Annotated in this window: 21 protein-coding genes; 8 read left to right on the top strand and 13 right to left on the bottom strand. The window is 33.3% G+C overall.

Annotated elements, in window-relative coordinates:
* Positions 1 to 254: 254 nt before the first annotated feature.
* Positions 255 to 2,153, bottom strand: coding sequence for an amidophosphoribosyltransferase (locus AAEO58_RS03425; RefSeq protein WP_341681937.1), 1,899 nt, complete (start codon positions 2,151 to 2,153; stop codon positions 255 to 257).
* Positions 2,154 to 2,233: 80 nt separating this feature from the next.
* Positions 2,234 to 3,163, bottom strand: a complete 930-nt coding sequence (locus AAEO58_RS03420) for a PfkB family carbohydrate kinase (protein WP_264367963.1) — start codon at positions 3,161 to 3,163, stop codon at positions 2,234 to 2,236.
* Positions 3,164 to 3,402: 239 nt separating this feature from the next.
* Between AAEO58_RS03420 and AAEO58_RS03415 the strand changes: the two genes are divergently transcribed.
* The gene (locus tag AAEO58_RS03415; protein WP_133609276.1) at positions 3,403 to 4,311 is read left to right on the top strand and encodes a DUF6268 family outer membrane beta-barrel protein; all 909 of its coding nucleotides are present in this window, start codon (positions 3,403 to 3,405) and stop codon (positions 4,309 to 4,311) included.
* Between the two features lie 29 nt (positions 4,312 to 4,340).
* On the opposite strand, the gene rnhA is transcribed toward AAEO58_RS03415, so the two are convergent.
* The 3 genes from rnhA to purN all read right to left on the bottom strand — a co-directional run bounded on the left by rnhA (position 4,341) and on the right by purN (position 6,002).
* Positions 4,341 to 4,820, bottom strand: coding sequence for a ribonuclease HI (gene rnhA / locus AAEO58_RS03410; RefSeq protein ID WP_341681933.1), 480 nt, complete (start codon positions 4,818 to 4,820; stop codon positions 4,341 to 4,343).
* 3 nt (positions 4,821 to 4,823) lie between these two features.
* Positions 4,824 to 5,363: a hypothetical protein gene (locus AAEO58_RS03405; protein WP_341681931.1), complete on the bottom strand. Its 540-nt coding sequence runs from the start codon at positions 5,361 to 5,363 to the stop codon at positions 4,824 to 4,826.
* A gap of 81 nt (positions 5,364 to 5,444) precedes the next feature.
* Complete coding sequence (purN, locus tag AAEO58_RS03400) at positions 5,445 to 6,002, bottom strand: phosphoribosylglycinamide formyltransferase (RefSeq protein ID WP_341681929.1); 558 nt, start codon at positions 6,000 to 6,002, stop codon at positions 5,445 to 5,447.
* Positions 6,003 to 6,175: 173 nt separating this feature from the next.
* Here purN and AAEO58_RS03395 point away from each other — a divergent pair, with 173 nt between their 5' ends.
* The 5 genes from AAEO58_RS03395 (at position 6,176) to pyk (ending at position 10,602) form a co-directional block, all read left to right on the top strand.
* On the top strand, positions 6,176 to 6,412 hold the full coding sequence (locus tag AAEO58_RS03395) for an acyl carrier protein (protein ID WP_007137004.1): 237 nt from the start codon (positions 6,176 to 6,178) through the stop codon (positions 6,410 to 6,412).
* 176 nt (positions 6,413 to 6,588) lie between these two features.
* Positions 6,589 to 7,842 carry a beta-ketoacyl-ACP synthase II gene (gene fabF, locus AAEO58_RS03390; protein WP_133609270.1) on the top strand — a complete coding sequence of 418 codons (1,254 nt, stop codon included), beginning with the start codon at positions 6,589 to 6,591 and terminating at the stop codon, positions 7,840 to 7,842.
* Positions 7,843 to 7,846: 4 nt separating this feature from the next.
* Positions 7,847 to 8,590 carry a ribonuclease III gene (gene rnc / locus AAEO58_RS03385; RefSeq protein WP_264367960.1) on the top strand — a complete coding sequence of 248 codons (744 nt, stop codon included), beginning with the start codon at positions 7,847 to 7,849 and terminating at the stop codon, positions 8,588 to 8,590.
* A gap of 102 nt (positions 8,591 to 8,692) precedes the next feature.
* Positions 8,693 to 9,166 carry an IPExxxVDY family protein gene (locus tag AAEO58_RS03380; RefSeq protein WP_341681928.1) on the top strand — a complete coding sequence of 158 codons (474 nt, stop codon included), beginning with the start codon at positions 8,693 to 8,695 and terminating at the stop codon, positions 9,164 to 9,166.
* Between the two features lie 5 nt (positions 9,167 to 9,171).
* Entirely contained in the window at positions 9,172 to 10,602 is a 1,431-nt protein-coding gene (gene pyk, locus AAEO58_RS03375) for a pyruvate kinase (RefSeq protein ID WP_341681927.1), read from the top strand.
* Between the two features lie 72 nt (positions 10,603 to 10,674).
* Here the strand turns inward: pyk and AAEO58_RS03370 are convergent, their stop codons facing one another.
* The 3 genes from AAEO58_RS03370 to AAEO58_RS03360 form a co-directional block, all read right to left on the bottom strand.
* Positions 10,675 to 11,190: a PAS domain-containing protein gene (locus AAEO58_RS03370; protein WP_341681925.1), complete on the bottom strand. Its 516-nt coding sequence runs from the start codon at positions 11,188 to 11,190 to the stop codon at positions 10,675 to 10,677.
* An 82-nt stretch (positions 11,191 to 11,272) separates the two neighbouring features.
* A complete protein-coding gene (gene dinB / locus AAEO58_RS03365; RefSeq protein ID WP_341681923.1) occupies positions 11,273 to 12,370 on the bottom strand; it encodes a DNA polymerase IV in 1,098 nt (365 codons plus the stop codon).
* Between the two features lie 3 nt (positions 12,371 to 12,373).
* Complete coding sequence (locus AAEO58_RS03360; RefSeq protein ID WP_341681922.1) at positions 12,374 to 14,398, bottom strand: recombinase; 2,025 nt, start codon at positions 14,396 to 14,398, stop codon at positions 12,374 to 12,376.
* Positions 14,399 to 14,482: 84 nt separating this feature from the next.
* On the opposite strand from AAEO58_RS03360, the gene AAEO58_RS03355 reads away from it, so the two are divergent.
* The gene (locus AAEO58_RS03355) at positions 14,483 to 14,950 is read left to right on the top strand and encodes a CYTH domain-containing protein (RefSeq protein ID WP_341681920.1); all 468 of its coding nucleotides are present in this window, start codon (positions 14,483 to 14,485) and stop codon (positions 14,948 to 14,950) included.
* 1 nt (position 14,951) lies between these two features.
* On the top strand, positions 14,952 to 15,383 hold the full coding sequence (locus tag AAEO58_RS03350; RefSeq protein WP_341681918.1) for a YciI family protein: 432 nt from the start codon (positions 14,952 to 14,954) through the stop codon (positions 15,381 to 15,383).
* Here the strand turns inward: AAEO58_RS03350 and AAEO58_RS03345 are convergent, their stop codons facing one another.
* The 5 genes from AAEO58_RS03345 to AAEO58_RS03325 all read right to left on the bottom strand — a co-directional run bounded on the left by AAEO58_RS03345 (position 15,384) and on the right by AAEO58_RS03325 (position 22,255).
* Positions 15,384 to 15,884 (bottom strand): septal ring lytic transglycosylase RlpA family protein, encoded by a 501-nt coding sequence (locus AAEO58_RS03345; RefSeq protein ID WP_264367950.1) that lies wholly within the window; start codon positions 15,882 to 15,884, stop codon positions 15,384 to 15,386. It lies immediately after the preceding gene.
* A gap of 45 nt (positions 15,885 to 15,929) precedes the next feature.
* Positions 15,930 to 16,355 (bottom strand): hypothetical protein, encoded by a 426-nt coding sequence (locus tag AAEO58_RS03340; protein ID WP_133609249.1) that lies wholly within the window; start codon positions 16,353 to 16,355, stop codon positions 15,930 to 15,932.
* A 96-nt stretch (positions 16,356 to 16,451) separates the two neighbouring features.
* Positions 16,452 to 19,169: a TonB-dependent receptor gene (locus AAEO58_RS03335; protein WP_341681915.1), complete on the bottom strand. Its 2,718-nt coding sequence runs from the start codon at positions 19,167 to 19,169 to the stop codon at positions 16,452 to 16,454.
* Positions 19,170 to 19,379: 210 nt separating this feature from the next.
* Positions 19,380 to 21,017, bottom strand: a complete 1,638-nt coding sequence (gene pgi / locus AAEO58_RS03330) for a glucose-6-phosphate isomerase (protein WP_341681913.1) — start codon at positions 21,015 to 21,017, stop codon at positions 19,380 to 19,382.
* On the bottom strand, positions 21,017 to 22,255 hold the full coding sequence (locus AAEO58_RS03325) for a M23 family metallopeptidase (protein ID WP_341681911.1): 1,239 nt from the start codon (positions 22,253 to 22,255) through the stop codon (positions 21,017 to 21,019). Before AAEO58_RS03325 ends, pgi begins: the two co-directional genes overlap by 1 nt.
* Between the last annotated feature and the right edge of the window lie 14 nt (positions 22,256 to 22,269).

Here is a 22,269-nt window from a genome sequence, read left to right as displayed (position 1 = left end):
TATGCTTGCATAAAAAAATTGTTAAACGAATTAAAAAGTCGATGAAATGCAATTTTTACATAAAATAACACCCTTATTTTAGTTAAAACTTACTTTTTGGGCAAAAAAAAAGGCACGCATTGCGTACCCTTTTTGCCCCAAATCTACCATAAAACTTAACCTACTAATTTTCTGGTAGAGCTAAAGTATGGTGAGATTTTGTATTACTATAAAAAAATTGTTAAACGAAATAAAAAGTCGATGAAACGCATATTTTAATAAGCTCGAGCATCTTTTCCTTCATAAAAATTCATGAATGCACGATTTACTACACGATTTCCTCCATCGGTTGGATAATCTCCTGTGAAATACCAATCGCCTAAATTCTTTGGACAAGCAATATGTAAATCTTCTACTGTTTGATAAATGATTTTTACTGCTGCTTTTGTGTCTTCTGGCGTAAGCATTTCGGCAATTTTATCTGAAATTTCTTGATCAGTGAATGGCGCATAAATTTCTTTTACATAATTCACTACATCAGCATCACTAAAATCTTCTTGTGCTTTCGATTTTTGATATACTTCTTCTACTATATGATATAAATTGCGTTCTTTTAATAAATCTAAAGCTGCTCTGAAAGCCACTAAACCTTCTAATTTCGCCATATCAATTCCGTAACAATCTGGGTAACGAATTTGAGGAGCCGATGAAACCACAACAATTTTCTTTGGATGCAAACGATCCATCATTTTAATAATACTTTGTTTTAAGGTAGTTCCTCTCACAATACTATCATCAATAATAACCAAATTATCGGTTGGTTTTACCACGCCATACGTTACATCATACACGTGAGCTACTAAATCATCACGACTGCTATCTTCAGTAATAAACGTTCTTAATTTGGCATCTTTAATTGCGATTTTTTCCGTTCTGATTTTAACTGAAAGCAATTCTTTCAAGGTATCTTCAGTCAATGTATCTTTTTGCTCGATAATCATTTTGGCTTTTCTCTGATTTAAGAAATCTTGAGCCGCTTCTGACATTCCGTAAAAAGAAGTTTCTGCAGTATTTGGAATAAAAGAGAAAACGGTGTTGTCGGTATCGTTATCAATTGCTTTTAGAACACTTGGAAAGATTAATTTTCCTAATTCTTTACGTTCTCTGTAGATTTCGGCATCGCTTCCGCGAGAAAAATAAATGCGTTCAAACGAACATGCTTTTTTGATTAATGGTGTTCTTACTTCCTGAATAGAAACATTTCCGTTTTTCTTGATGATGATAGCACTTCCTGGAGTTAATTCTTGCACTTTTTCGAAAGGTACATTGAAAACCGTTTGAATTACCGGGCGTTCTGAAGCGACTACCACAATTTCATCATCTTCGTAGAAATACGCAGGACGAATTCCGGCAGGATCGCGCAAAACAAACGAATCGCCATGACCAAAAAGTCCAGCCATTGCATAACCTCCATCGAAATTACGAGAAGCACGTTCTAAAATGCGTTGTACATTTAATCGTTCGCCAATAATTGGTGAAGCTTCTTGTTTAGAGAAACCTTCTAATTTGCATTGTTTGTATAATTCGGTAACCTCATCATCTAAGAAATGTCCGATTTTTTCCATTACGGTAACAGTATCGGCCATTTGTTTTGGATGTTGTCCTAAGTCAATTAAGTTTTGAAACAACTCCTTTACGTTAGTCATATTGAAATTCCCAGCCACAATTAAATTACGATGCATCCAATTGTTTTGACGTAAAAATGGGTGAACACTTTCGATGCTATTTTTACCGAAAGTTCCATAACGAACGTGACCTAAAAACAATTCTCCCAAATACGGAATATTTTGTTTTTGAAGTGCCACATTGTTTTGATATTCTGGATGTTCTTCTAACTCGCGACTGATTCTGTCGTTAATTTGAGCGAAGATATCCTTAATAGGTTGCGGGTCGTTTGAACGAATACGGCTGATGTATCTTTCTCCTGGATTTACATCCAATTTAATACTCGCTAATCCAGCTCCGTCTTGACCGCGGTTGTGTTGCTTCTCCATAAGTAAGTACATTTTTTGTACACCATAGAAAGCGGTTCCGTATTTTTCTTTATAGAATTCTAACGGTTTTTTTAATCGTAGTAATGCAATTCCACATTCGTGTTGTATAGCGTCACTCATAAGTTGTTGTGTTGTTGTAGGTTGTTGTAATTCTTATTCTTTTTGAAACAAAAAATGCCCCGAAATTTCGAGGCACGTTTTTATTCTTCTAATTCTATTTCAAATTGTGTTAAGGCTTTGAATTGTTTCAAACGCGCATTCACTTCATTTTTATCTAAATTCTCCATTCGTTCTGTTCCAAATTTCTCCACACAGAAAGAAGCTAAATTTGAACCGTAAATAATAGCGTTTTTCAAATTGCTAAACGAAATGTTCTCTGATTGTGCAATGTAACCTGCAAAACCACCTGCGAAAGTATCACCAGCACCTGTTGGATCAAATACTTCTTCTAATGGTAAAGCTGGAGCAAAGAAAACCTCTTTGTTGTGGAACAATAACGCTCCGTGTTCTCCTTTTTTGATAACCACATATTTTGGTCCCATGGTATGGATTTTAGCCGCTGCTTTTACCAAAGAATATTCTCCTGATAACTGACGCGCTTCTTCATCGTTGATTGTGATTACATCTACACGTTTAATCACGTCTAATAATTCTGGTAAGGCACAATCCATCCAAAAGTTCATTGTATCTAAAACAACTAACTTTGGTCTTTCAGACATTTGGTTTAAAACACCTGATTGTACAATTGGGTGTAAGTTTCCTAATAAAACTACATCTGAATTTTTATACGCTTGTGGCACAACTGGATTAAAATCAGCCAAAACGTTTAATTCAGTAACTAAAGTATCTCGAGAATTTAAGTCGTTGTGGTATTTTCCACTCCAAAAGAAGGTTTTTCCACCTTTTACGATTTCGATTCCTTCTATATTAACTCCTTTATTTTCTAATAAATCTAAATATTCCTTTGGAAAATCTTCACCAACCACAGAAACTACTGCTGCATCTACATTAAAAAAGTTAGACGCTAAACCAATGTAAGTCGCAGCTCCACCTAAAATTTTGTCTGTTTTTCCGAAAGGCGTTTCAATAGCATCAAAAGCTACTGTTCCTACTATTAATAGTTTGTTCATTAAATTGAATTTGAAATAAGGTGCAAAGATAAGTTTTTGTTTAGAAGTTTAAAAGTTTATGAGTTTAAAAGTTTAAAAGGTTTTGAAGGTTAGGATTTTGCACATATTTATGATCAAAAACCTTATTCATAAATTAATTTTATGACTATCATAATTTAATACTTTCTAATTTTTTAACAATTTTAATAGCTAAAGAATATTTTTGAAAAAATTTTAATAAATAAAAAACAAAAAAACTTATGAAAAAAATTAAATTCTTAATGCTTTTTGCTCTATTTACAGTTTCTGTTAGTGCGCAAGACTATGTTGATATTTTTAAATTATCTTTAAATAATGCGACATTAGGAAATGTAGACAATGACTACGAAACAAGTGTAAACAATCTAAATATGGAACTTTACTATCCTAAAAAGTTATCTGAAAAAGCTGTTTTATTAACTGGATTTACGGTTGAAAACACACGATTAAATTTTTCCCAAGCTTCAGAAAGAACTAGTTTAACTATGACACGTTTAAACTTAGGAATGAAATACCAACATTCTGAAAAATGGTCGGGCACCTATGTTTTTCTTCCAAAAATAGCATCAGATTTTGATAATATTGGTTCAAATGATTTCCAATTTGGAGGATTAGCTGTTTTAGATTATCAATACAATGAAACTTCAAAAGTTAAATTTGGATTATATGCTTCGTCAGAAAACCATGGTTCTACTATTACACCATTAATTGGTATTTGGCATCGATCAAAAAACAATAAATTTTACATAAATGCTACATTACCAATTCGTATGGATGCAAATTACGCATTAACTAAAAAATTTAGTGTAGGTACTGACTTACTTACCTCAATTAAATCCTATAATTTATCAGAATTTAATTCAGACTTTTATACCCAAGAAGAATCGATTCGTTTTGCTATGTATGCAGCACTTGGGTTAATGGAAAACTCAATCATTTTGAGAGGAAAAGTTGGATTTGACACAACAGATTATGGTGTGTACAGCAGTAACGAAAAAGTGGGGGCACAAGTCTTGACATTTCCATTGAGTACTGATAAAAGAAACCGACTAAATTCGGAATTTGATTCTTCTATATATCTAGGATTTGACGCGATTTACCGATTCGATTTAACAAAAGAAACTAAATAATTACAAGGAGCTGAAAAGCTCCTTTTTTATTACAACAACTTCCCTTCTTCTCGCTCATAAAACTCATCAATCGATAATTTTTCTTGTTGCGAAGCCATAACAGCTAATTCATCGCAGCGTTCATTTTGCGGATGACTGTTGTGTCCTTTTACCCATTGAAAATCAACTTGGTGTTTTCGGTAAATTTTTAAGAAACGCATCCATAAATCTGGATTTTTCTTGGCTTTGAAGTTGATTTTTTCCCACTGAAAAACCCAACGCTTTTCTACCGAATCGACCACATATTTCGAATCCGAAACGACTAAGACTTTGGTTTTTGGGTTTTTTAATTTTTCTAAACCTACAATTACCGCTAATAATTCCATTCTATTATTGGTAGACAATCGGAAACCTTCGTAAAATTCTTTTTTATAAGGTGTTCCCACCATTTCCATCACAACGCCATAGCCAGCCGGACCAGGATTTCCCTTGGCAGCGCCGTCTGTATATATGTGGACTTCGTGAGGCATTTATTATTTTTCTGAATTTATTATTTTAATAGAATTTATTAATTCTTCATATAAAATCGAGTTGTCTTCTTTATTTTCTTCCTCTATAAAATTAATGTTAATATAAAATTTTCCTACGGGAATTAAAACCTTGTATGACTTTAATTTATATTCAACATTTTCGATTTTTAAAGTGTAACTAAATATTGTTCTAATAATTTTAGTACCTTCTATATCTACTATATTCGATTTTTCAATAAAATGCAAATTTTTAAAAGTAGCTTTGTTTTGCTCTAATGATAAATAAAGCGCTTTTTGCAACTCTAAAATATCTTTTGTTGGGTTTTTATCTACTCTAATATTAATAGTAGGGATAGCTCCTAAATATTTGCCTTTTTGATACTTCGACAATGTGATATATTCAATAGATTTATCAACTTGTTTTGAAAATCTGTCAATTTCATCCTTATTTAAATCAAATTGATTAATATTAGAAACTATTTGATTTCTATTATAAGCAAACCAACCTTCAGGATTATTCATGCTAAATCCAAATTCTTTCAACTCAATCTTATCTTGACTAAAAACAAAATTTAAATGAAAAATGAAAATTATTAGGAATTTAAAATGTAAAGTTTTCATAAATTAGTTTATTAGCTTTCCTATTACTTCAGGAAAATATTGATGTTCTAATTCGTGAATTTTATGCGCAATTTCTTCCGCGGTTTTGCAATCTTCGATATTTACTGATTTTTGAAAAATAAATTCGCCTTCATCGTAATGTTCGTTTACATAATGAATGGTAATTCCGGTTTCTTTTTCATTATTATCTAAAACTGCTTGATGCACATTCATGCCATACATCCCTTTTCCGCCATATTTTGGCAGTAAGGCAGGATGAATATTAATCACTTTTGGATATTCTTTTAATATAGACTCAGGAAATTTTAGTAGAAATCCGGCTAAAACAATTAAATCAGGTTGAAACTGATGTAATTTTTCCAAGACAAAACCTTCATTTAATTGCGCTTTGTTAAAAACCACTGAAGAAATGTTATGATTTTTTGCTCTATCTAACACTTTGGCATCTGGTTTGTTAGAAAAGATGGCGACTACAGTTCCTTGGTTATTTTTTTTAAAATACCTGATTATTTCTTCGGCATTTGAGCCATTTCCGGAAGCAAAAAGCACAATATTCTTCATTTTCTATTGATTTCTTCCCACAAAAAAAAGAATAAAATTTGGTAAAAAATAAAAAAAAGAAGCCTTTGTGAATTATTTTTTTTAAATTCGTGGTCACATTTAGTAACAAAAAGGTTGTTTTAAAATAAAGTTTTTTATTTTTGCCAACAAATTAAATTAAAAATTAAAAGATTATGTCAGACATTGCATCAAGAGTAAAAGCGATTATCGTAGACAAATTAGGTGTTGACGAAAACGAAGTTGTAACAGAAGCTAGCTTCACAAACGATTTAGGAGCTGATTCATTAGACACTGTTGAGCTTATTATGGAGTTCGAAAAAGAATTTGATATTCAAATTCCAGACGACCAAGCTGAAAACATTGCTACTGTAGGTCAAGCTATTTCTTACATCGAAGAAGCTAAAAAATAATAAATAAAACGCCCGTGTGCATTTTTTTGCATGCGGGTTTTTATTATTTTAAGAAATTAGACTATTTTTGATTGAATTTCAATCACATTATATTGAAATACCCTTGTCTCTTTACTATTATAAACTAAAGAAAACACGGGTATTATTTGTTTAAACGATATTTTAAAAATAAGGATATGCAATTAAAGCGTGTTGTTGTAACTGGCCTTGGAGCATTAACCCCAATAGGAAATTCCATTCAAGAATACTGGGATGGTTTAATTAATGGGAAAAGTGGTGCTGCACCCATAACGTATTACGATACAGAAAAACATAAAACAAAATTTGCGTGCGAAGTAAAAAACTTCAACATCGAAGATTATATGGATCGTAAAGAATCGCGCCGATTGGATAAATTTGCTCAATATGCCATTGCTGCAAGTGACGAAGCGATTAAAGACGCTGGAATTACTTCAGATAACGTAAACAAACATAGAGTAGGTGTAATTTGGGGTGCTGGTATTGGAGGTTTAGAAACTTTCCAAGATGAAGTAATATATTATGCTAAAGGTGATGGAACGCCAAAGTTCAATCCTTTCTTTATTCCTAAAATGATTGCCGATATTGCTCCAGCTCATATTTCTATGAGAAATGGCTATATGGGTCCTAATTATACCACTGTTTCAGCTTGTGCTTCTTCGGCTAATGCCTTAATTGATGCCTTCAACTACATTCGTTTAGGAATGTGTGATGTTATCATTTCAGGTGGATCTGAAGCGGCTGTAACCATTGCAGGAATGGGTGGATTTAATTCTATGCACGCCTTATCAACAAGAAACGAAAGTCCAGAAACAGCTTCAAGACCTTTTGATGCTACTCGTGACGGTTTTGTACTTGGAGAAGGTGCTGGTGCATTAGTTTTAGAAGAGTACGAACATGCAAAGGCACGTGGTGCTAAAATTTACTGTGAAATTGGTGGTGGAGGAATGTCTTCTGATGCTTACCATTTAACAGCTCCACATCCAGAAGGAATTGGAGTAATTGCAGTAATGGAAAACACATTGCGTGATGCTGGAATGTCTCCAGAGCAAGTTGATCACATCAACACACACGGAACTTCTACACCTCTTGGTGATGTTGCCGAATTAAAAGCAATTAGTCATGTTTTTGGCGCTCATGCTAAAAATATTAATATCAACTCAACTAAATCGATGACAGGACATTTACTTGGTGCTGCTGGTGCTATCGAAGCAATTGCTTCTATTTTAGCTATGCAACATAGTATTGTTCCTCCAACGATTAACCATACTGTTGTAGATGAAAACATTAACCCAGAATTAAACTTAACTTTAAATAAAGCGCAAAAACGTGAAATTAAAGTAGCGATGAGCAATACGTTTGGTTTTGGTGGACACAATGCTTGTGTATTGTTTAAAAAATTGGAAGACTAAACACATGCGTCGTTTATTTAATAAAATAAGAAAAAACTCCCGTTCTCCAGAAGACGGGATTTTTTTTGAAAAAATTACCAAAATACTAGGTTTTGAACCTATAGAGCTTAGATATTACAAAAAAGCATTTACGCACCGCTCTACCAACAAAGTAGACGAGAAAGGAAATCCGTTCAATTATGAGCGTTTAGAATTTTTAGGCGATGCCATGCTAGGTAGTGTAATTGCTGCTCATTTATATAATGAAGTACCATCGGGAGACGAAGGGTATTTAACTAAAATGCGTTCAAAAATTGTCAGTAGAGAACATTTAAACGAACTTGGACGTGATTTTAACTTGCTTCAATTTGTAGAAAGTAAAATCAATTCAAATCAGTTTGGTGACAATATTCACGGTAATTTATTTGAAGCATTTATTGGCGCTATTTATTTAGACAGAGGTTTTACATATTGCGAAAAGTTTATCCAAAATAAAATCATCAAACAATATGTAGATATTGCCAAATTAGAAGGAAAAGTTATCAGCTACAAAAGTTTAATCATTGAATGGTGTCAGAAAGAAAAAATGTCTTTCTTTTTTGATTTTGTGGAAGATAACGGTATCGAAGGTCAGAAATATTTTGGGGTAAAATTGCTTATCGACCAAAAAATTATTGCCAGAGCAAGAGCCACTTCTAAGAAAAAAGCAGAAGAAAAAGCATCACAACGTGCTTATTTTGCTTTACAAGAAAAAATTTCAAAAAAATAACCCAGTACTAAAACGTTTGCGTTACTAAATAAACGTTAAGAACACGTAAACAGGTGCTTTTTAAACGATTTTAGTCTTATCTTTACAACTTAAATTCTGGTAATGGCCATTCATAAAATTCAAATAAACGATTTTGTTTCAGATGATTATGAGCTTATTGCCGTGCATTCATCTTTAGATGATTACAAATTGGCTTATATGCTGAACAAGGAATTAGGCGTTCAATTAAGTAAAAATCTTGCTTATGTAGAAATTGCCATTCCCGAAGGAAAAAGCGCTTTTAGTAATTACATTTTTGATGATGAAAAAAACGATGTTGTTTGGACGTTAATCGAAAACAAAACGACGATTATCAATTCCAACAAGCAAACAACCTCATTATTTGAGCAAGTAGACATCACTGTTTTTTTACTACCCGAATTTAAAAAAGCCGATTACCTTATTAAAATTGAAAATATCGATTACGGATTTGACTCAGAATTCATAATTGAGAAAATTCAGGAAATTAAAAATGTAACTACGGCTTACGCGATTGATATCACGAACTTAAAATCTAAAAATAATTTAATTTTTTAATTAAAATGCCAACAAACAAAAAGACTAAAATTGTAGCTACGCTAGGCCCAGCCTGTAGTACAAAAGAAGTAATAAAAAAAATGATTGATGCCGGAGTTAACGTATTTAGAGTTAACTTTTCGCACGCCGATTATACTGATGTTACCGAACGCATCCAAATGATTAGAGAGCTAAACGATGAGTTTGGCTATACAACTTCAATTTTAGGCGATTTACAAGGTCCAAAATTACGCGTAGGTGTAATGAAAGAAGATGTGGTAGTAAACAAAGGCGATATTATTACCTTCACTACTGCAGAAGATATCTTAGGAACAGCTTCGAGAGTGTACATGAACTACAAAGAATTTCCAAAAGATGTAAATCCAGGAGAAAGAATTTTATTAGACGACGGAAAATTAATTTTTGAAGTTACTAAAACCGATAAAAACACCGAAGTTGAAGCAGTTGTGGTGCAAGGTGGCCCTTTGAGATCAAAAAAAGGAGTAAACTTACCTAACACTAAAGTTTCGTTACCTGCTTTAACTGAAAAAGACATTCGCGATGCGATTTTTGCGATTGAAAATAAAGTCGACTGGATTGCTTTATCGTTTGTGAGAACACCAAAAGACTTAGAAGATTTACAAGATTTAATTGCAAAACATTCCGATCATAAAATTCCAATTATTGCCAAAATTGAAAAACCAGAAGCGGTTGAAAACATTGACAAAATTGTAGCGTTTTGTGATGGTTTGATGGTTGCTCGTGGCGATTTAGGTGTGGAAGTTCCAGCGGAAGAAGTGCCTTTGATTCAGAAAAAATTGATTCACAGAGCAAAAACAGCTCGTATTCCGGTAATTGTGGCAACACAAATGATGGAAACTATGATCACATCATTAACACCAACACGTGCCGAAGTAAACGACGTAGCCAATTCGGTTATGGATGGAGCGGATGCCGTAATGTTATCAGGAGAAACTTCTGTAGGAAATTATCCTGTGGAAGTTATTGAAACCATGACTCGTATTATTGAAAGCGTGGAAGATTCGCCACTTATTAAAGTGCCAATTTCGCAACCACAAATAAAAAACAGTCGTTATATTACCAAATCGATTTGTTATCACGCGGCTCAAATGGCTGACACCATTAATGCAAAAGCGATTACAACCTTAACAAATTCTGGTTATACTGCGTTTCAAATTTCGGCTTGGCGCCCAAAATCGCACATTTTAGTATTTACTTCTAACCGAAGAATTTTAACGCAATTGAACCTTTTATGGGGTGTAAGAGCATATTTCTATGACAAATTAGTAAGTACAGATGACACGATTGATGACATCAATACCATTTGTCAAGAAAAAAAATACGTTAAAAAAGGTGATATGGTAGTTAACTTAGCTGCAATGCCTATCGTAGCGAAAGGAATGGTAAATACATTAAGAGTTTCTGAAATAGAATAATCTCAATGCTACATAAAAAAACGAGTGCTAAAGATATTTTTAGCACTCGTTTTTGTTTTATATATGTTCGTTTTAAGCTGCTATTTTTTCAAACGCAATAAAATTAGTTACTTCTCCTTTGTGATTGAAAATTGGAAATCCTTTGATGTGACATTTATACAACGAACCATCTTTGCAATAATTAATTACATTTTTCTCAAACGGTACTTTGTTTAAAATGGCTTTTCTAATTTCGTTGCTCACTTGTAAATCGGTTTTAGCGCCTTGAAACATTTTTGGTGAGTTCCCAATGACTTCTTGTGCTTCGTAACCGTTCATTTTTTTGATGTTTTTACTAGCGAAAACAATTTTTAATTGTGCATCAGTAACCACAATTACGGTTTCGTCTTGTAAACTTTCTTTATAATCCCAAACTGATTTCCATTGATTTTTATTAGCTATTTGATGTAACGAATTTACATCGTGAAGCAATACATTAGTTTGCAACAAATACTGAGAATAAATATCCCAAGACACTAGCGGCATTGCTTTTATAGCGCCATTTTCATGCTGTTTTGCAAACGCAGCATCGTAAACTTTGAACTCCATAACGATTGTAATTTGGGATAAAACTAAAAAGAAAAACGAACCAATAGCTATAAAAAACGAACTTTAACGCTTGTTTAAGTAACTAAAACTCAAACTTCAATTGCACTGAAACACTTTTTTGAGGTAAAGTGGTTTTGGTTTTTTCTTCGTTGTTTAAATTGTGAATGGAAATACCTAGTAATCGAACGGAGTTTCTCAAACGCTCTTGATAGAGTAAATCTTTAGCAACGTCTAAAATGATGTTCTTGTCGTTTACAAAATACGGCAATGTTTTGCTTCGGGTTTGTAAGGTGAAATCGGAATATTTTATTTTTAGGGTGATGGTTTTTCCTGAGATTTTGCTTTTTTGGAGGCGTTTTTCTAATTCTTTGGCAATACTTAGCAAACGTTCTTCCATGAAAATTTCAGAAGATAAATTCTCTCCAAAAGTACGCTCTGCCCCTACTGATTTTATTTTTCGGTTGGGTTTTACCGAGCTGTTGTGAATGCCACGCACAATTTGGTAGTAATGCAAACCGCTGTTTCCAAAGTGCTTTTCGAGATACTCTAACGGTTTTTGCTTTAAATCATAACCTGTAAATATGCCTAATTGATACATTTTTTCAGCCGTAACTTTGCCTACACCATAGAATTTTTTAACGTCTAATTTTTCTAAAAAGGTTTCTACCTCATCTGGATTTACCGTTTTTTGTCCGTTCGGTTTGTTGTAATCGGAAGCAATTTTGGCTACAAATTTATTTACGGAAATTCCTGCCGAAGCCGTAAGTCCAACTTCTTCAAAAATGCGTTTTCTGATTTCTTGAGCAATTAAAGTCGCACTGGGATTGCCTTTTTTGTTTTCGGTTACGTCTAAATAGGCTTCATCGAGCGATAATGGTTCGACTAAATCGGTGTAATCGAGGAATATCTTTCTGATTTTCTTCGAAATTTCTTTGTAACGGTCAAATCGTGGTCGCACAAAAATTAAATCGGGACATAATTTCTTCGCTTGAATGCCACTAATTGCACTTCGAACACCAAATTTTCTAGCTTCATAACTTGCTGCTGAAACCACACCACGAACTTCGCTTCCACCTACCGCCAAAGGTTTTCCTTTCAGCTCAGGATTGTCCATTTGCTCTACCGATGCATAAAACGCATCCATGTCAACGTGAATTATTTTTCGGTAGTGCTCGCTCATAAATTATTCTGTAGGAAAAAAGAAACTCATTGGTTTTCTAAAGAAATGTTGTTTGATTGACGTAATAATCGGACGTAACTCCGCCAACGGAATATTGCGCGAACGAAACGCCAACCCAAGCGACAAACTAAAACTCACAATAAAGTTGACAAAACCAATAATTCCGATGCCTAAAATGCCCCAAAATAACATCACGTTATTCACCATATAATCGGCTCCGTAAACTGCTAAAGCTAAGTTTCCGCTGGCAAATGTAATATGTCGAATATCTAAATTTAATCCTAAAAACAAACCTATTGAAGCCGTACTTCCTAAGAAAACACCGAACCAAAAGTTAGAAATGATTCCTGCCCAATAGCGTTCGTACCATTTTGAAATTTTTTCAGCTCTGGCTTTTCCGAAGTTTAATTTTAACAACGGATGTTCTTGAATTCGGTAATACACATCAAAATGTTTATCACGATTGGCAATACTTCCTGAGATAATTCCAGATAAAAACAAGAAAAACCCAGCAATAGCGGCATGAAAAATCGCCATAGAATGTATCGGACTTAAATCGGTAACTAATTTTTGCCATTTGGTTTCGGCAATATTGTAATCAAACGCTAAATCGATTAACCAAATTCCTAAAAGCGCTACTGGAAAAGCCATCACGACATTTCCCACAAAGGCAATAAACTGCGAACGAAACAATCGAGCGAATAAAATGGCAAAACTACTATGCTTTTCACCATCACCATTGGCTTGCTTTTTTAAACCATCTTCCAAAGCGCTAATTAACGCTGCGGCCGTCATGGCTGGCTGTTTGGTAGCCAAAGTAAATCCTAAAACATAAATAGCAATAAAACCAAACGAATAATTCATACTATAGAAAAAAGCATGACCAAAGTCAGATGCTTCCACTTTTGACAATAGTAATTTTATAATACACAAAAAACCCACAATCAAACCACCGCCAAGCGCTGCGTATAACATTTTGAAATATTCGGTTTTCGATTCGGTAATATAATGTTCGCCAGTTTTTGCGGTGTGTTGCGTAATTTCGTAAGACAACAATTGCGTGCTTTCGGCAAACAATTTCCTAACATTGGTTTTTAAACAATTGTATTTAATTAGTTTGATGGCTAATTCTATCGATTTTGATTTCTTTTCTTCGGGTTTATCAATCACTAAAAGTGGCATCAAAACACCAATGCGATACAAATGTTGTTTTATGCTTAATAGGTTTTGGTTAACACGTAACGAAATTCCATATTTAGAAGAGTTTTGAAAGGCTTTCTCAACAAATTCGTTACATTGTTTATATAACACCAATAATTGCTTGAAATTGATATCTGATGAAGTCGTATGAAATTCCGATTCTTTATTTCGGATGGTTTTTTCAATAGCGTATAATTCTTTTTCAAAAGCCGCAAAGGGACTTTCTAAACCAGAATATTCGGGCACCATTTTCATTACATCGGTTTCTAAAGCTTTTCCACTGGTACGTTGCGACAACAGATTTATGGCTTCCATTACTTCGTATAAAGGCGCATTAGGTTCCACTGATTCGTAAATGGTTTCAAATTGAAATAAATCGAATAGAGTTTCTAATTCTGCTTTCGGAATTTTATTAATCCAAATTGGATCAGAATCAACATAAAAAATCTGATTTAAAACGTATTGTAAAGTGTCTTTTGGTGCTTGATATGGCAGGATTTTAGCGAAAATTCTCTTTTTTACTTCGTAAAAGAAATCGATGTCTTGTAAAATTCCAGCATCGGTTAAAATGGCATCGAAATTTTTATTTTGCAACACAGTTTTTAAATAGGCTACAAAATTTTCTCTTTCCGTTTGATGATTCGTAAAGAACTCAATTATAGGGAAAATACTAAATTTTTCAAGTTTTTTTGGACTTTTCGGACGAATAGCATTCACCAATTGAACCAATATATCGATATCGTTCTCTTCGTTTTTCCAAAGCTGCAATTCATTAAAATACTTTTTAATAATAGCATCGGGTGTTGTATTCGTTTTTCTTCGTAGCATATTCCTGATTTAGGTCTAATATGGGTAAAGATACAAATTGAAAGGTTTTTTTCGTAATTTAGATGCCTAAATAAATATTAAATTTTGGTAGAAATAGAACGCAAATTCCTGGTTACCAATCGAGATTTCATCTCAGAAAGCAGCGAAAACTTTAGAATTGTTCAAGGTTATCTGAATTCAAATCCTGAACGAACCGTTAGAGTTAGAATTAAAGGTGACAAGGGTTTTTTAACCATAAAAGGTAAAGGAAACGATTCGGGCATGAGCCGTTTTGAATGGGAAAAAGAAATTGCTATTTCTGAAGCCGAAGCTTTATTATCACTTTGTGAAAAAGGCGCAATTGATAAAATTCGATATAACGTGATGCATGAAAATCATCTTTTTGAGGTCGATGTTTTTTTTGGCGAAAACGAAGGTTTAATTGTAGCCGAAATTGAACTACAATCGGAAAATGAATCTTTTTCTAAACCCAATTGGTTAGGTGAAGAAGTCACTTCCGATGAACGCTATTATAATGCTTATTTAAGTAACCACCCTTTTAAATCTTGGTAAAATGAAAGCTCTTTTTGGAATACTTGCACTAGTTTTATTGTTTGCTTGCGGTTCTAACACCGTGGTTTATCCTGACAAACCGAAGACCAATCACGAAACTTTTAGCTACAAAGAAGGCGACACTACGTATGTGATGCAAAAATATTTTTTGGTGATGCTTAAAAAAGGTCCTAACCGTGAACATTCTAAAGAAGAAGCGGCGGAAATTCAGAAAAAGCACATGGAACATATCAATTGGTTAGCTAAAACCAATAAAATCAGTGTTGCAGGTCCGTCTGATAAACACGAAACTATTGCGGGATTTTTACTTTTTAATACCGAAACCATGAAAGAAGCGGATAGCTTAGCTAATCTTGATCCAGCCGTAAAAGCAGGAAGATTGGTTGTTGAAACGGTGCCTTGGTGGGCTTCTAAAGGAAGTAAATTGAAATAATTATTCTACGATTTCTAAACTCACACGTAAAAGCGAGCGTCCGTTATTGTGAGAAATGTCTAAAAATGGACGTTTTGCCAAATCGATTTCTCTATTTCGAGTATGTGGTCCTCTATCGTTGATGGTTACGATAACGCTTTTGTTATTGGCTAAATTGGTGACTTTTACTTTCGTTCCAAATTTTAGCGTTTTATGAGCGGCCGTATATTTTTTGTTACTAAAAACTTGTCCGCTTGCGGTTCTTCTTCCGTTTAATTTGTCAGAATAATGCGAAGCTTCAACGTTTTTCTTGTATAGTTTAGTTTTTAGATTGGCTATAGAATCGGCTACTCGAATTGAGTCTGATTTTTTTATCGAATCTAAAATTTGAAGCGAATCTTTTTTCTTAACCGTATCATTTAAAGAAGCTTTTCTAACGAAACCTGATTTTGTTCCATTAGAAAAGCTTACTAATGCAGTAACAAGTAATACAAACGATATTATTAGGATATTTTTCTTCATAATTTTATGATTTTGTAAACTTATTACCAAAGATTGTACCAAAGACTAATTGAACCAATTAGCCCAAGGAAGTCTTGATAAGATTAACACTAAACCTAATGTATAGAAAACGGCAATCTTTTTGAATTTTCCGTTGTTACTTTCTTCTTTTTTATGTTTCGACCATCCGATTGTGATTACTGCTAATGCAATAATGTTAACTAAAGGATGCTCTAACGAAGTCAAACGCATAGCAGCGTCTTTCATGTTTCCTAATTGCCCAGCGCCAAGTGGAGAAACAAAATACAAAATCAATCCAATTAATAATTGAATGTGACAAATAATCAAGGTAAATAAAGACAAGCGTAAATCTTTGTCTGTAAATATTTTTTTAGAAGTTAATCCAAAAATGGCATTAAATGAAGCCAATAACAATAAGCCTAAAGCGGCATACGCTAAAATAGAGTGAACAGATTGAATAGTTTCGTACATACCTAATTTTTTAAAAGTGAATTACAAATATAGGAAATTAAAAAACCTCTTACTCAAAAAAATGAATAAGAGGTTTTAGTAATCAACTTTAAATTACTAGAAATTATAACGCAACGTAAAATTCCAAGTTCTTCCTAAGCCAAAGAATCCTTGGTTTCCATCGGCGATACCTTTATAAACTCTACCATTTGATTGATATGTTCCTAAAGAAGGATTCGTTGAACTTATATCATCTGTTACCTTAATGTTTGATCTCAATTCTGACAAATAAACCTCATTAAAAACGTTATTCATATTGAATCTGAAACTTACTGAATTTTGCTTTTCTTTACCTACTAACATTTTGTATGAAATACCTGCATCAACTACATCATAACTTGGTAATTCTAAATTATCTTTAGCAGCTACATTAGCATATAATTTGTCATAGTTTCTCCAATCAGCGTCGATTGAAAAACGTGGTAAAAATTCATATTTTGCTCCTAATCCCCATGTCGTTTGAGCAGCATCTCCAACTTTTCCTCCATCTAAATCTGTTTCCGTAACTAATAAAGGATTTAAATTTTCATCTCTTGTTGTTCTGATTGCATTTCCATCATATTCCCAATTCCCAGCAGATGCAAAACCTCTAAGTTCAAAATTATCTAAAGGCTTATAGGCAAAATCTAGTTCTAAACCAGAATGCACTTGTTTTACACCTTGATCTTCAATAAATAATACATCTCCAGCCAATACAGGTGTTGTTCCAATTGTTGCATTTGCAGATTGAACTATAGACCTTGCTACAACTCTATCTTCCCAAGTAGTTCTGTAAGCGTTTAAATTTGCATTAAACTTTTTTGATTTAAAAGAATATCCTGCTTCTAAGCCTAATACTTTTTCATTTTCTGTCAATGGATTAACTTGATTTGTGAAGTTTAGATAAACATTGTCATGGTATGGTTGGCGAGAATAATAACCCGCATTTGCATAAACTGAATGCTTTTCAGCGAAAATATATGCAGCACCTCCTTTTACGTTATAACCAACGTTTGAAACTTTTTCAGAATCTTGGAATTCATCTTGGTAATCATAATAATCAAATCTTTGGTGTGACTGATTAGAAATTGCTCCTTGGAAAAAAGTTGAGAAATTGTTTTTTGAATATTCTAATTGACCGAAAACTCCTCCGTAAGAAATTGTTTCGCTATAATCATAATCAATTTTTTGATTATCTTCAGCAGAATTAAAGAAAGAATACCAAGGATTGATATTATAAGACTGGTTAACCGTATTAGTTCCTAAAGGCAAAGAGTTGTTTGAAAAGTGAGTGTTATCTCTTAATCTTCTTGTTTCATACCAACCATCAAGACCTAAAAAATTACTAACTTGACGATAGTGATCACCATTGTAAGTTCTTAAATCTAAACCAAAATTCAAATTTAAGTTTTCATTTAATTCTTTTTTGAAATTAGTAACTAAACCATACCATGCATGATTATTCATAGATGCTCTAATTACATAATTATTGTTTCTGTTTGGGTCTGAACTTTCCGCAGAACCTATTCCATCAGCATCTGCAATATTATTTGCATAAATTGCATCAAAATCTACATAACCTTCTGAAGTAGTTCTTTTCCCTCTACCGTAATTACCAGTTCCTCCTCCACGACCCCAAGAAGCATAAAGTACAGTTGATAAAGATGTTGTCTCGTTTATGTTAAAATCCCAGTTTAAATTAGCTACTGGCTTATGGTAAAAATTAGTTCTTTCAGAAAGATAATTCCCATTTAAAGTTCCCCAATTGTTATTATATTTTCTTCCATATTGTAAATATGAACTAATGGTTTTTGTAAAATTTTGATCGTGAGATTGAGGTGCTCCAGTAATTAAGAAATTGAAATTATGCTTATCATTTGGTTTATATCCAAAAGAAATAAAATAATTTTGACCTTCTCCTCTTGTTCCTTGATTATATCCATCTCCTTGCCAGTGTGACATTAATACACTCATACCAAATCCTTTTGCATTCATACCCGTATTATAGGCGAGTGTTGATTTGAAATAATCATTATTTGCTACACCCATAGAAGCAAAACCACCTTCTTTTTTATCTGTTGCTTTTGTTACAAAGTTTACTGTTCCACCAACAGAAGAAATGGCTAATTTCGAAGAACCTAAACCTCTTTGAATCTGAATAAAGTTTGCAATATCAGACATTCCAGACCAGTTTGACCAATACATTAGACCATCTTCCATTCCATTAATTGGTTGTCCATTTAATAAAAATGCTGTATTATCTTGTTGGAAACCACGAACAGTAATTCTGGAATCCCCATAACCTCCAGCCTGACCTGCCACATAAACTGATGGCGTATTTACCATTGCTTGTGTAACATCTGCTGTACCAACTTTCTCTTGAATTTCAACAGCTTTAATTGTTGAAACTGCTATAGGTGTCTTGCGCTCTTTAGCAACGTCGATAATTCCTTTACCAATAACAACAACTTCTTGTAATTGACTAGCATCTGTTAGTAATATAATATTACCTAAGTCAACTGAGTTATTTGCAATATTAAATGAAATCGTCTTAGTTTCAAAACCCAGATAAGAAATAACAATTTGTCCAGATTTAACCTCCGTTGACAACTCAAATTTACCATCAAAATCTGTAGTAGTGCCTTTTGTAGTGCCTTTTATAGTAATACTTGCACCTGAAAGCGGCTGATTAAACTCACCATCTATAACAGTTCCTTTAACCTTTGATTGAGAAAATACTGTTAGGGTTGATAAAAACATAAACCCAATTAGTAATGCATTTTTAAAAATTTTCATTTGCTGTGTTTTTTAAAATATTTTTTGCAAATTTCTTACAAGAATTTATTTTTAATGTTAAGACAATGTTAACAAACGAATTCAATCTATTAAAAAACAATCACATAACTTTTTAACTTTTTTTTTGTTTTTTATCGACAAAAATGTTGTTGAAAAAGAAAATCCTCAACTTTTCAATCGAGGATTTTTATCTTTTGTAGATAATTTTATTTATTTCAGATAATTTTTCAATAAAAAAGAAGTAGAACTATCATGTGTTTTCACTTCTTTTGACAATATTTCATCAAATATTGAGTTTGCTAATTGCTTACCGAGTTCAACACCCCATTGATCATAACTAAAAATGTTCCAAATAATTCCTTGAACAAAAATTTTGTGTTCATACATTGCCACCAATGCGCCTAATGTTTCTGGAGTTAATTTATTGATAAGAATGGTATTGGTTGGTTTATTTCCTGTAAACACTTTAAAAGGCAATAGAAAATCAGCTTTTTCCCCTGAAATTCCTTGCTTTTCGAATTCTGCTTTTACTTGTGCTTCGGTTTTACCCATTAATAAGGCTTCGGTTTGCGCAAAGAAATTCGACATCAATTTGTCATGATGTTCTTTGTTTCCGTAAAGCGGTTGTTTGAATCCGATGAAATCCGTTGGAATTAATTTGGTTCCTTGATGAATCAATTGAAAAAAAGCGTGTTGGGAATTCGTCCCTGGTTCGCCCCAAATAATCGTTCCGGTTTGATAATTTACTGGTTTTCCATCTCTACCAATACTTTTTCCGTTACTTTCCATAATACCTTGTTGCAAGTATGGCGCTAACTTCTGTAAATATTGTGTGTACGGAATAAAAGCTTCGCTTTCGGCACCAAAAAAGTTGTTGTACCAAATGCTTAATAAAGCTAAAATTACCGGAATATTTTTGTCGAAAGATTCGTTTTTGAAATGTTCGTCCATTTCGTTGGCACCTTTCAATAATTTATCGAAATTATCAAATCCAACTGCTAAACTTACCGATAAACCTACAGCACTCCATAATGAAAAACGACCTCCAACCCAATCCCACATTGGAAAAACGTTGTCTGGATTAATTCCGAATTCGGTTACTTTTTGAATATTGGTTGAAACCGCTACGAAATGCTTCGCTACATCTTCTTGTGAAGCCGATTGTAAGAACCAACTTCTGATAGTTTCTGCATTTGATAAGGTTTCTTGTGTAGTGAAAGTTTTAGAAACTACTACAAATAAAGTCGTTTCTGGATTTAATTTTTTGATAACTTCGTTAACGTGATCGCCATCTACATTGGAAACAAAATGAATATTTAAATGATTTTTATAGAATTGTAATGCTTCTACAATCATGGCTGGACCTAAATCAGAACCACCGATTCCAATATTTACGATATCGGTAAATGGTTTTCCTGTGAATCCTTTTCTATTTCCTGTGATAACTTCGTTAGAGAAGTTTTTGATTTCATTTTTAACCGAATACACTTCTGGCATTACGTTAACGCCATCAACCAAAACATTGGCTGATTCTTTAGCGCGTAAAGCGGTGTGTAAAACGGCTCTGTTCTCGGTTTGATTGATTATATCGCCTTGAAAATAACTGGAAATCGCTTGTTTTAATTCAACTTCGTTAGCTAAATTTAATAACAAATCTAATGTTTCTTGGTTGGCAATATTTTTAGAATAATCTATTAAAAAATCATTCCATTGAATGTGAAATTTTTCAGCTCTTTTTGCATCGGAAGCAAACAAATCTTTCATGGAAGTTGCTTGCATTTTTTCGAAGTGCGATTGTATTTTTTGCCAAGCTTCAGTTTGTGACGGATTTACTTTCGATAGCGCCATTATTCTTTAAATTTTACTGCAGTTATACTATCCAATTCTTTCTTTAAAGGAGCAATATGCGCTAAATATTTTTGTTTGTGAGAATCATTCATCGGTTCGGCATTAGGTAATTTCAGCCTAAGCGGGTCAACTTGCACACCATTTTTCCAGAAACGATAACAAACATGAGGTCCGGTTGCTAAACCTGTGCTTCCTACTTTACCAATTACTTGTCCCTGAGATACACGTTGGCCATTTCTCACCGATATTTTAGACATGTGTAAGTATTGAGTGGAATAAGTAGAACTGTGACGGACTTTTACAAAATTTCCATTTCCTGCGGTGTAACCTGTTCGTTCTACAACTCCTGATGCGGTGGTTTTAATTGGTGTTCCGTGAGGTGCTGCGTAATCAGTTCCATTATGAGCTTTGAAGCGCATTTGTACCGGATGAAAACGTCTGCCTGAAAAACGAGACGAAATTCTAAAATAATCCAATGGTGCTTTTAAGAACATACTTTTTAAACCTTTTCCATTTTCATCATAAAAATCTTCCTGTTTCTGATTTTCAGACAATTTATATGGAAAGGCAAAAATCTTTTTCCCTTTATTTTCAAAATAAGAAGCTTCGATACTTTCTACACCAACATAAATAGAATCATCGATGTAACGTTCATTAATCGTAACCGCAAATTTATCGCCTTTTTGAATTTTAAAGAAATCGACTGTGTAAGCATAAATATTGGCTAATTTATTCGCTAAACCAGCGCTAACTCCAGCATTGCTTAAAGTTTCAGATAATGAACCTTCTATCTCAGCCGCTACGACTCTTCTTCTTAAAGTAGTAGGTTTTTGTTTATTAGATACAACAATAGAATCTCTAAAATCAACCACAGTGTAATTAATTCTGTCTTCTATGTAAACTAAAGCTTGTAGTGTATTTGGCTTTTTCTTGTCTAAAAATAAAATATATGGTTTCCCTGCTTTTATTCGTCGAACATTGAATGAATCCTTTACTTTTTCAGTAACGTCGTGGATTCGTAAACTATCTTTTAATGGGAATTTTTCTAGTAATTTTCCAAACGTATCACCCGAACGAATTGTATCTCTAACCACTTTATAGTCGTTAAATGTAAATCCGAATTCTTTTATGATAGGTTCTTTTTTAACTGTTGCTTTTTTTGCTTTCTCTGTCTCTTCTTTCGAATTACAAGCGGTAAAAAAAGTAACAAATAAAATGGCTAGTACTAAATATCTCAATGTTTTTTGTTTTG

The organism is Flavobacterium helocola, assembly GCF_038289885.1.
Taxonomy (GTDB): domain Bacteria; phylum Bacteroidota; class Bacteroidia; order Flavobacteriales; family Flavobacteriaceae; genus Flavobacterium; species Flavobacterium cheniae.
Note: the sequence above shows the minus strand (reverse complement) of the source record. Positions and strands in the feature narration are given on the sequence as shown.

Bases quoted from the DNA above. Each gene is read 5' to 3' on its own strand.
- AAEO58_RS03425 (WP_341681937.1), bottom strand. From the start codon at position 2,153: ATGAGTGACGCTATACAACACGAATGTGGAATTGCATTACTACGATTA.
- AAEO58_RS03420 (WP_264367963.1), bottom strand. From the start codon at position 3,163: ATGAACAAACTATTAATAGTAGGAACAGTAGCTTTTGATGCTATTGAA.
- AAEO58_RS03415 (WP_133609276.1), top strand. From the start codon at position 3,403: ATGAAAAAAATTAAATTCTTAATGCTTTTTGCTCTATTTACAGTTTCT.
- rnhA (WP_341681933.1), bottom strand. From the start codon at position 4,820: ATGCCTCACGAAGTCCACATATATACAGACGGCGCTGCCAAGGGAAAT.
- purN (WP_341681929.1), bottom strand. From the start codon at position 6,002: ATGAAGAATATTGTGCTTTTTGCTTCCGGAAATGGCTCAAATGCCGAA.
- AAEO58_RS03395 (WP_007137004.1), top strand. From the start codon at position 6,176: ATGTCAGACATTGCATCAAGAGTAAAAGCGATTATCGTAGACAAATTA.
- fabF (WP_133609270.1), top strand. From the start codon at position 6,589: ATGCAATTAAAGCGTGTTGTTGTAACTGGCCTTGGAGCATTAACCCCA.
- rnc (WP_264367960.1), top strand. From the start codon at position 7,847: ATGCGTCGTTTATTTAATAAAATAAGAAAAAACTCCCGTTCTCCAGAA.
- AAEO58_RS03380 (WP_341681928.1), top strand. From the start codon at position 8,693: ATGGCCATTCATAAAATTCAAATAAACGATTTTGTTTCAGATGATTAT.
- pyk (WP_341681927.1), top strand. From the start codon at position 9,172: ATGCCAACAAACAAAAAGACTAAAATTGTAGCTACGCTAGGCCCAGCC.
- AAEO58_RS03370 (WP_341681925.1), bottom strand. From the start codon at position 11,190: ATGGAGTTCAAAGTTTACGATGCTGCGTTTGCAAAACAGCATGAAAAT.
- dinB (WP_341681923.1), bottom strand. From the start codon at position 12,370: ATGAGCGAGCACTACCGAAAAATAATTCACGTTGACATGGATGCGTTT.
- AAEO58_RS03360 (WP_341681922.1), bottom strand. From the start codon at position 14,398: ATGCTACGAAGAAAAACGAATACAACACCCGATGCTATTATTAAAAAG.
- AAEO58_RS03350 (WP_341681918.1), top strand. From the start codon at position 14,952: ATGAAAGCTCTTTTTGGAATACTTGCACTAGTTTTATTGTTTGCTTGC.
- AAEO58_RS03345 (WP_264367950.1), bottom strand. From the start codon at position 15,884: ATGAAGAAAAATATCCTAATAATATCGTTTGTATTACTTGTTACTGCA.
- AAEO58_RS03340 (WP_133609249.1), bottom strand. From the start codon at position 16,355: ATGTACGAAACTATTCAATCTGTTCACTCTATTTTAGCGTATGCCGCT.
- AAEO58_RS03335 (WP_341681915.1), bottom strand. From the start codon at position 19,169: ATGAAAATTTTTAAAAATGCATTACTAATTGGGTTTATGTTTTTATCA.
- pgi (WP_341681913.1), bottom strand. From the start codon at position 21,017: ATGGCGCTATCGAAAGTAAATCCGTCACAAACTGAAGCTTGGCAAAAA.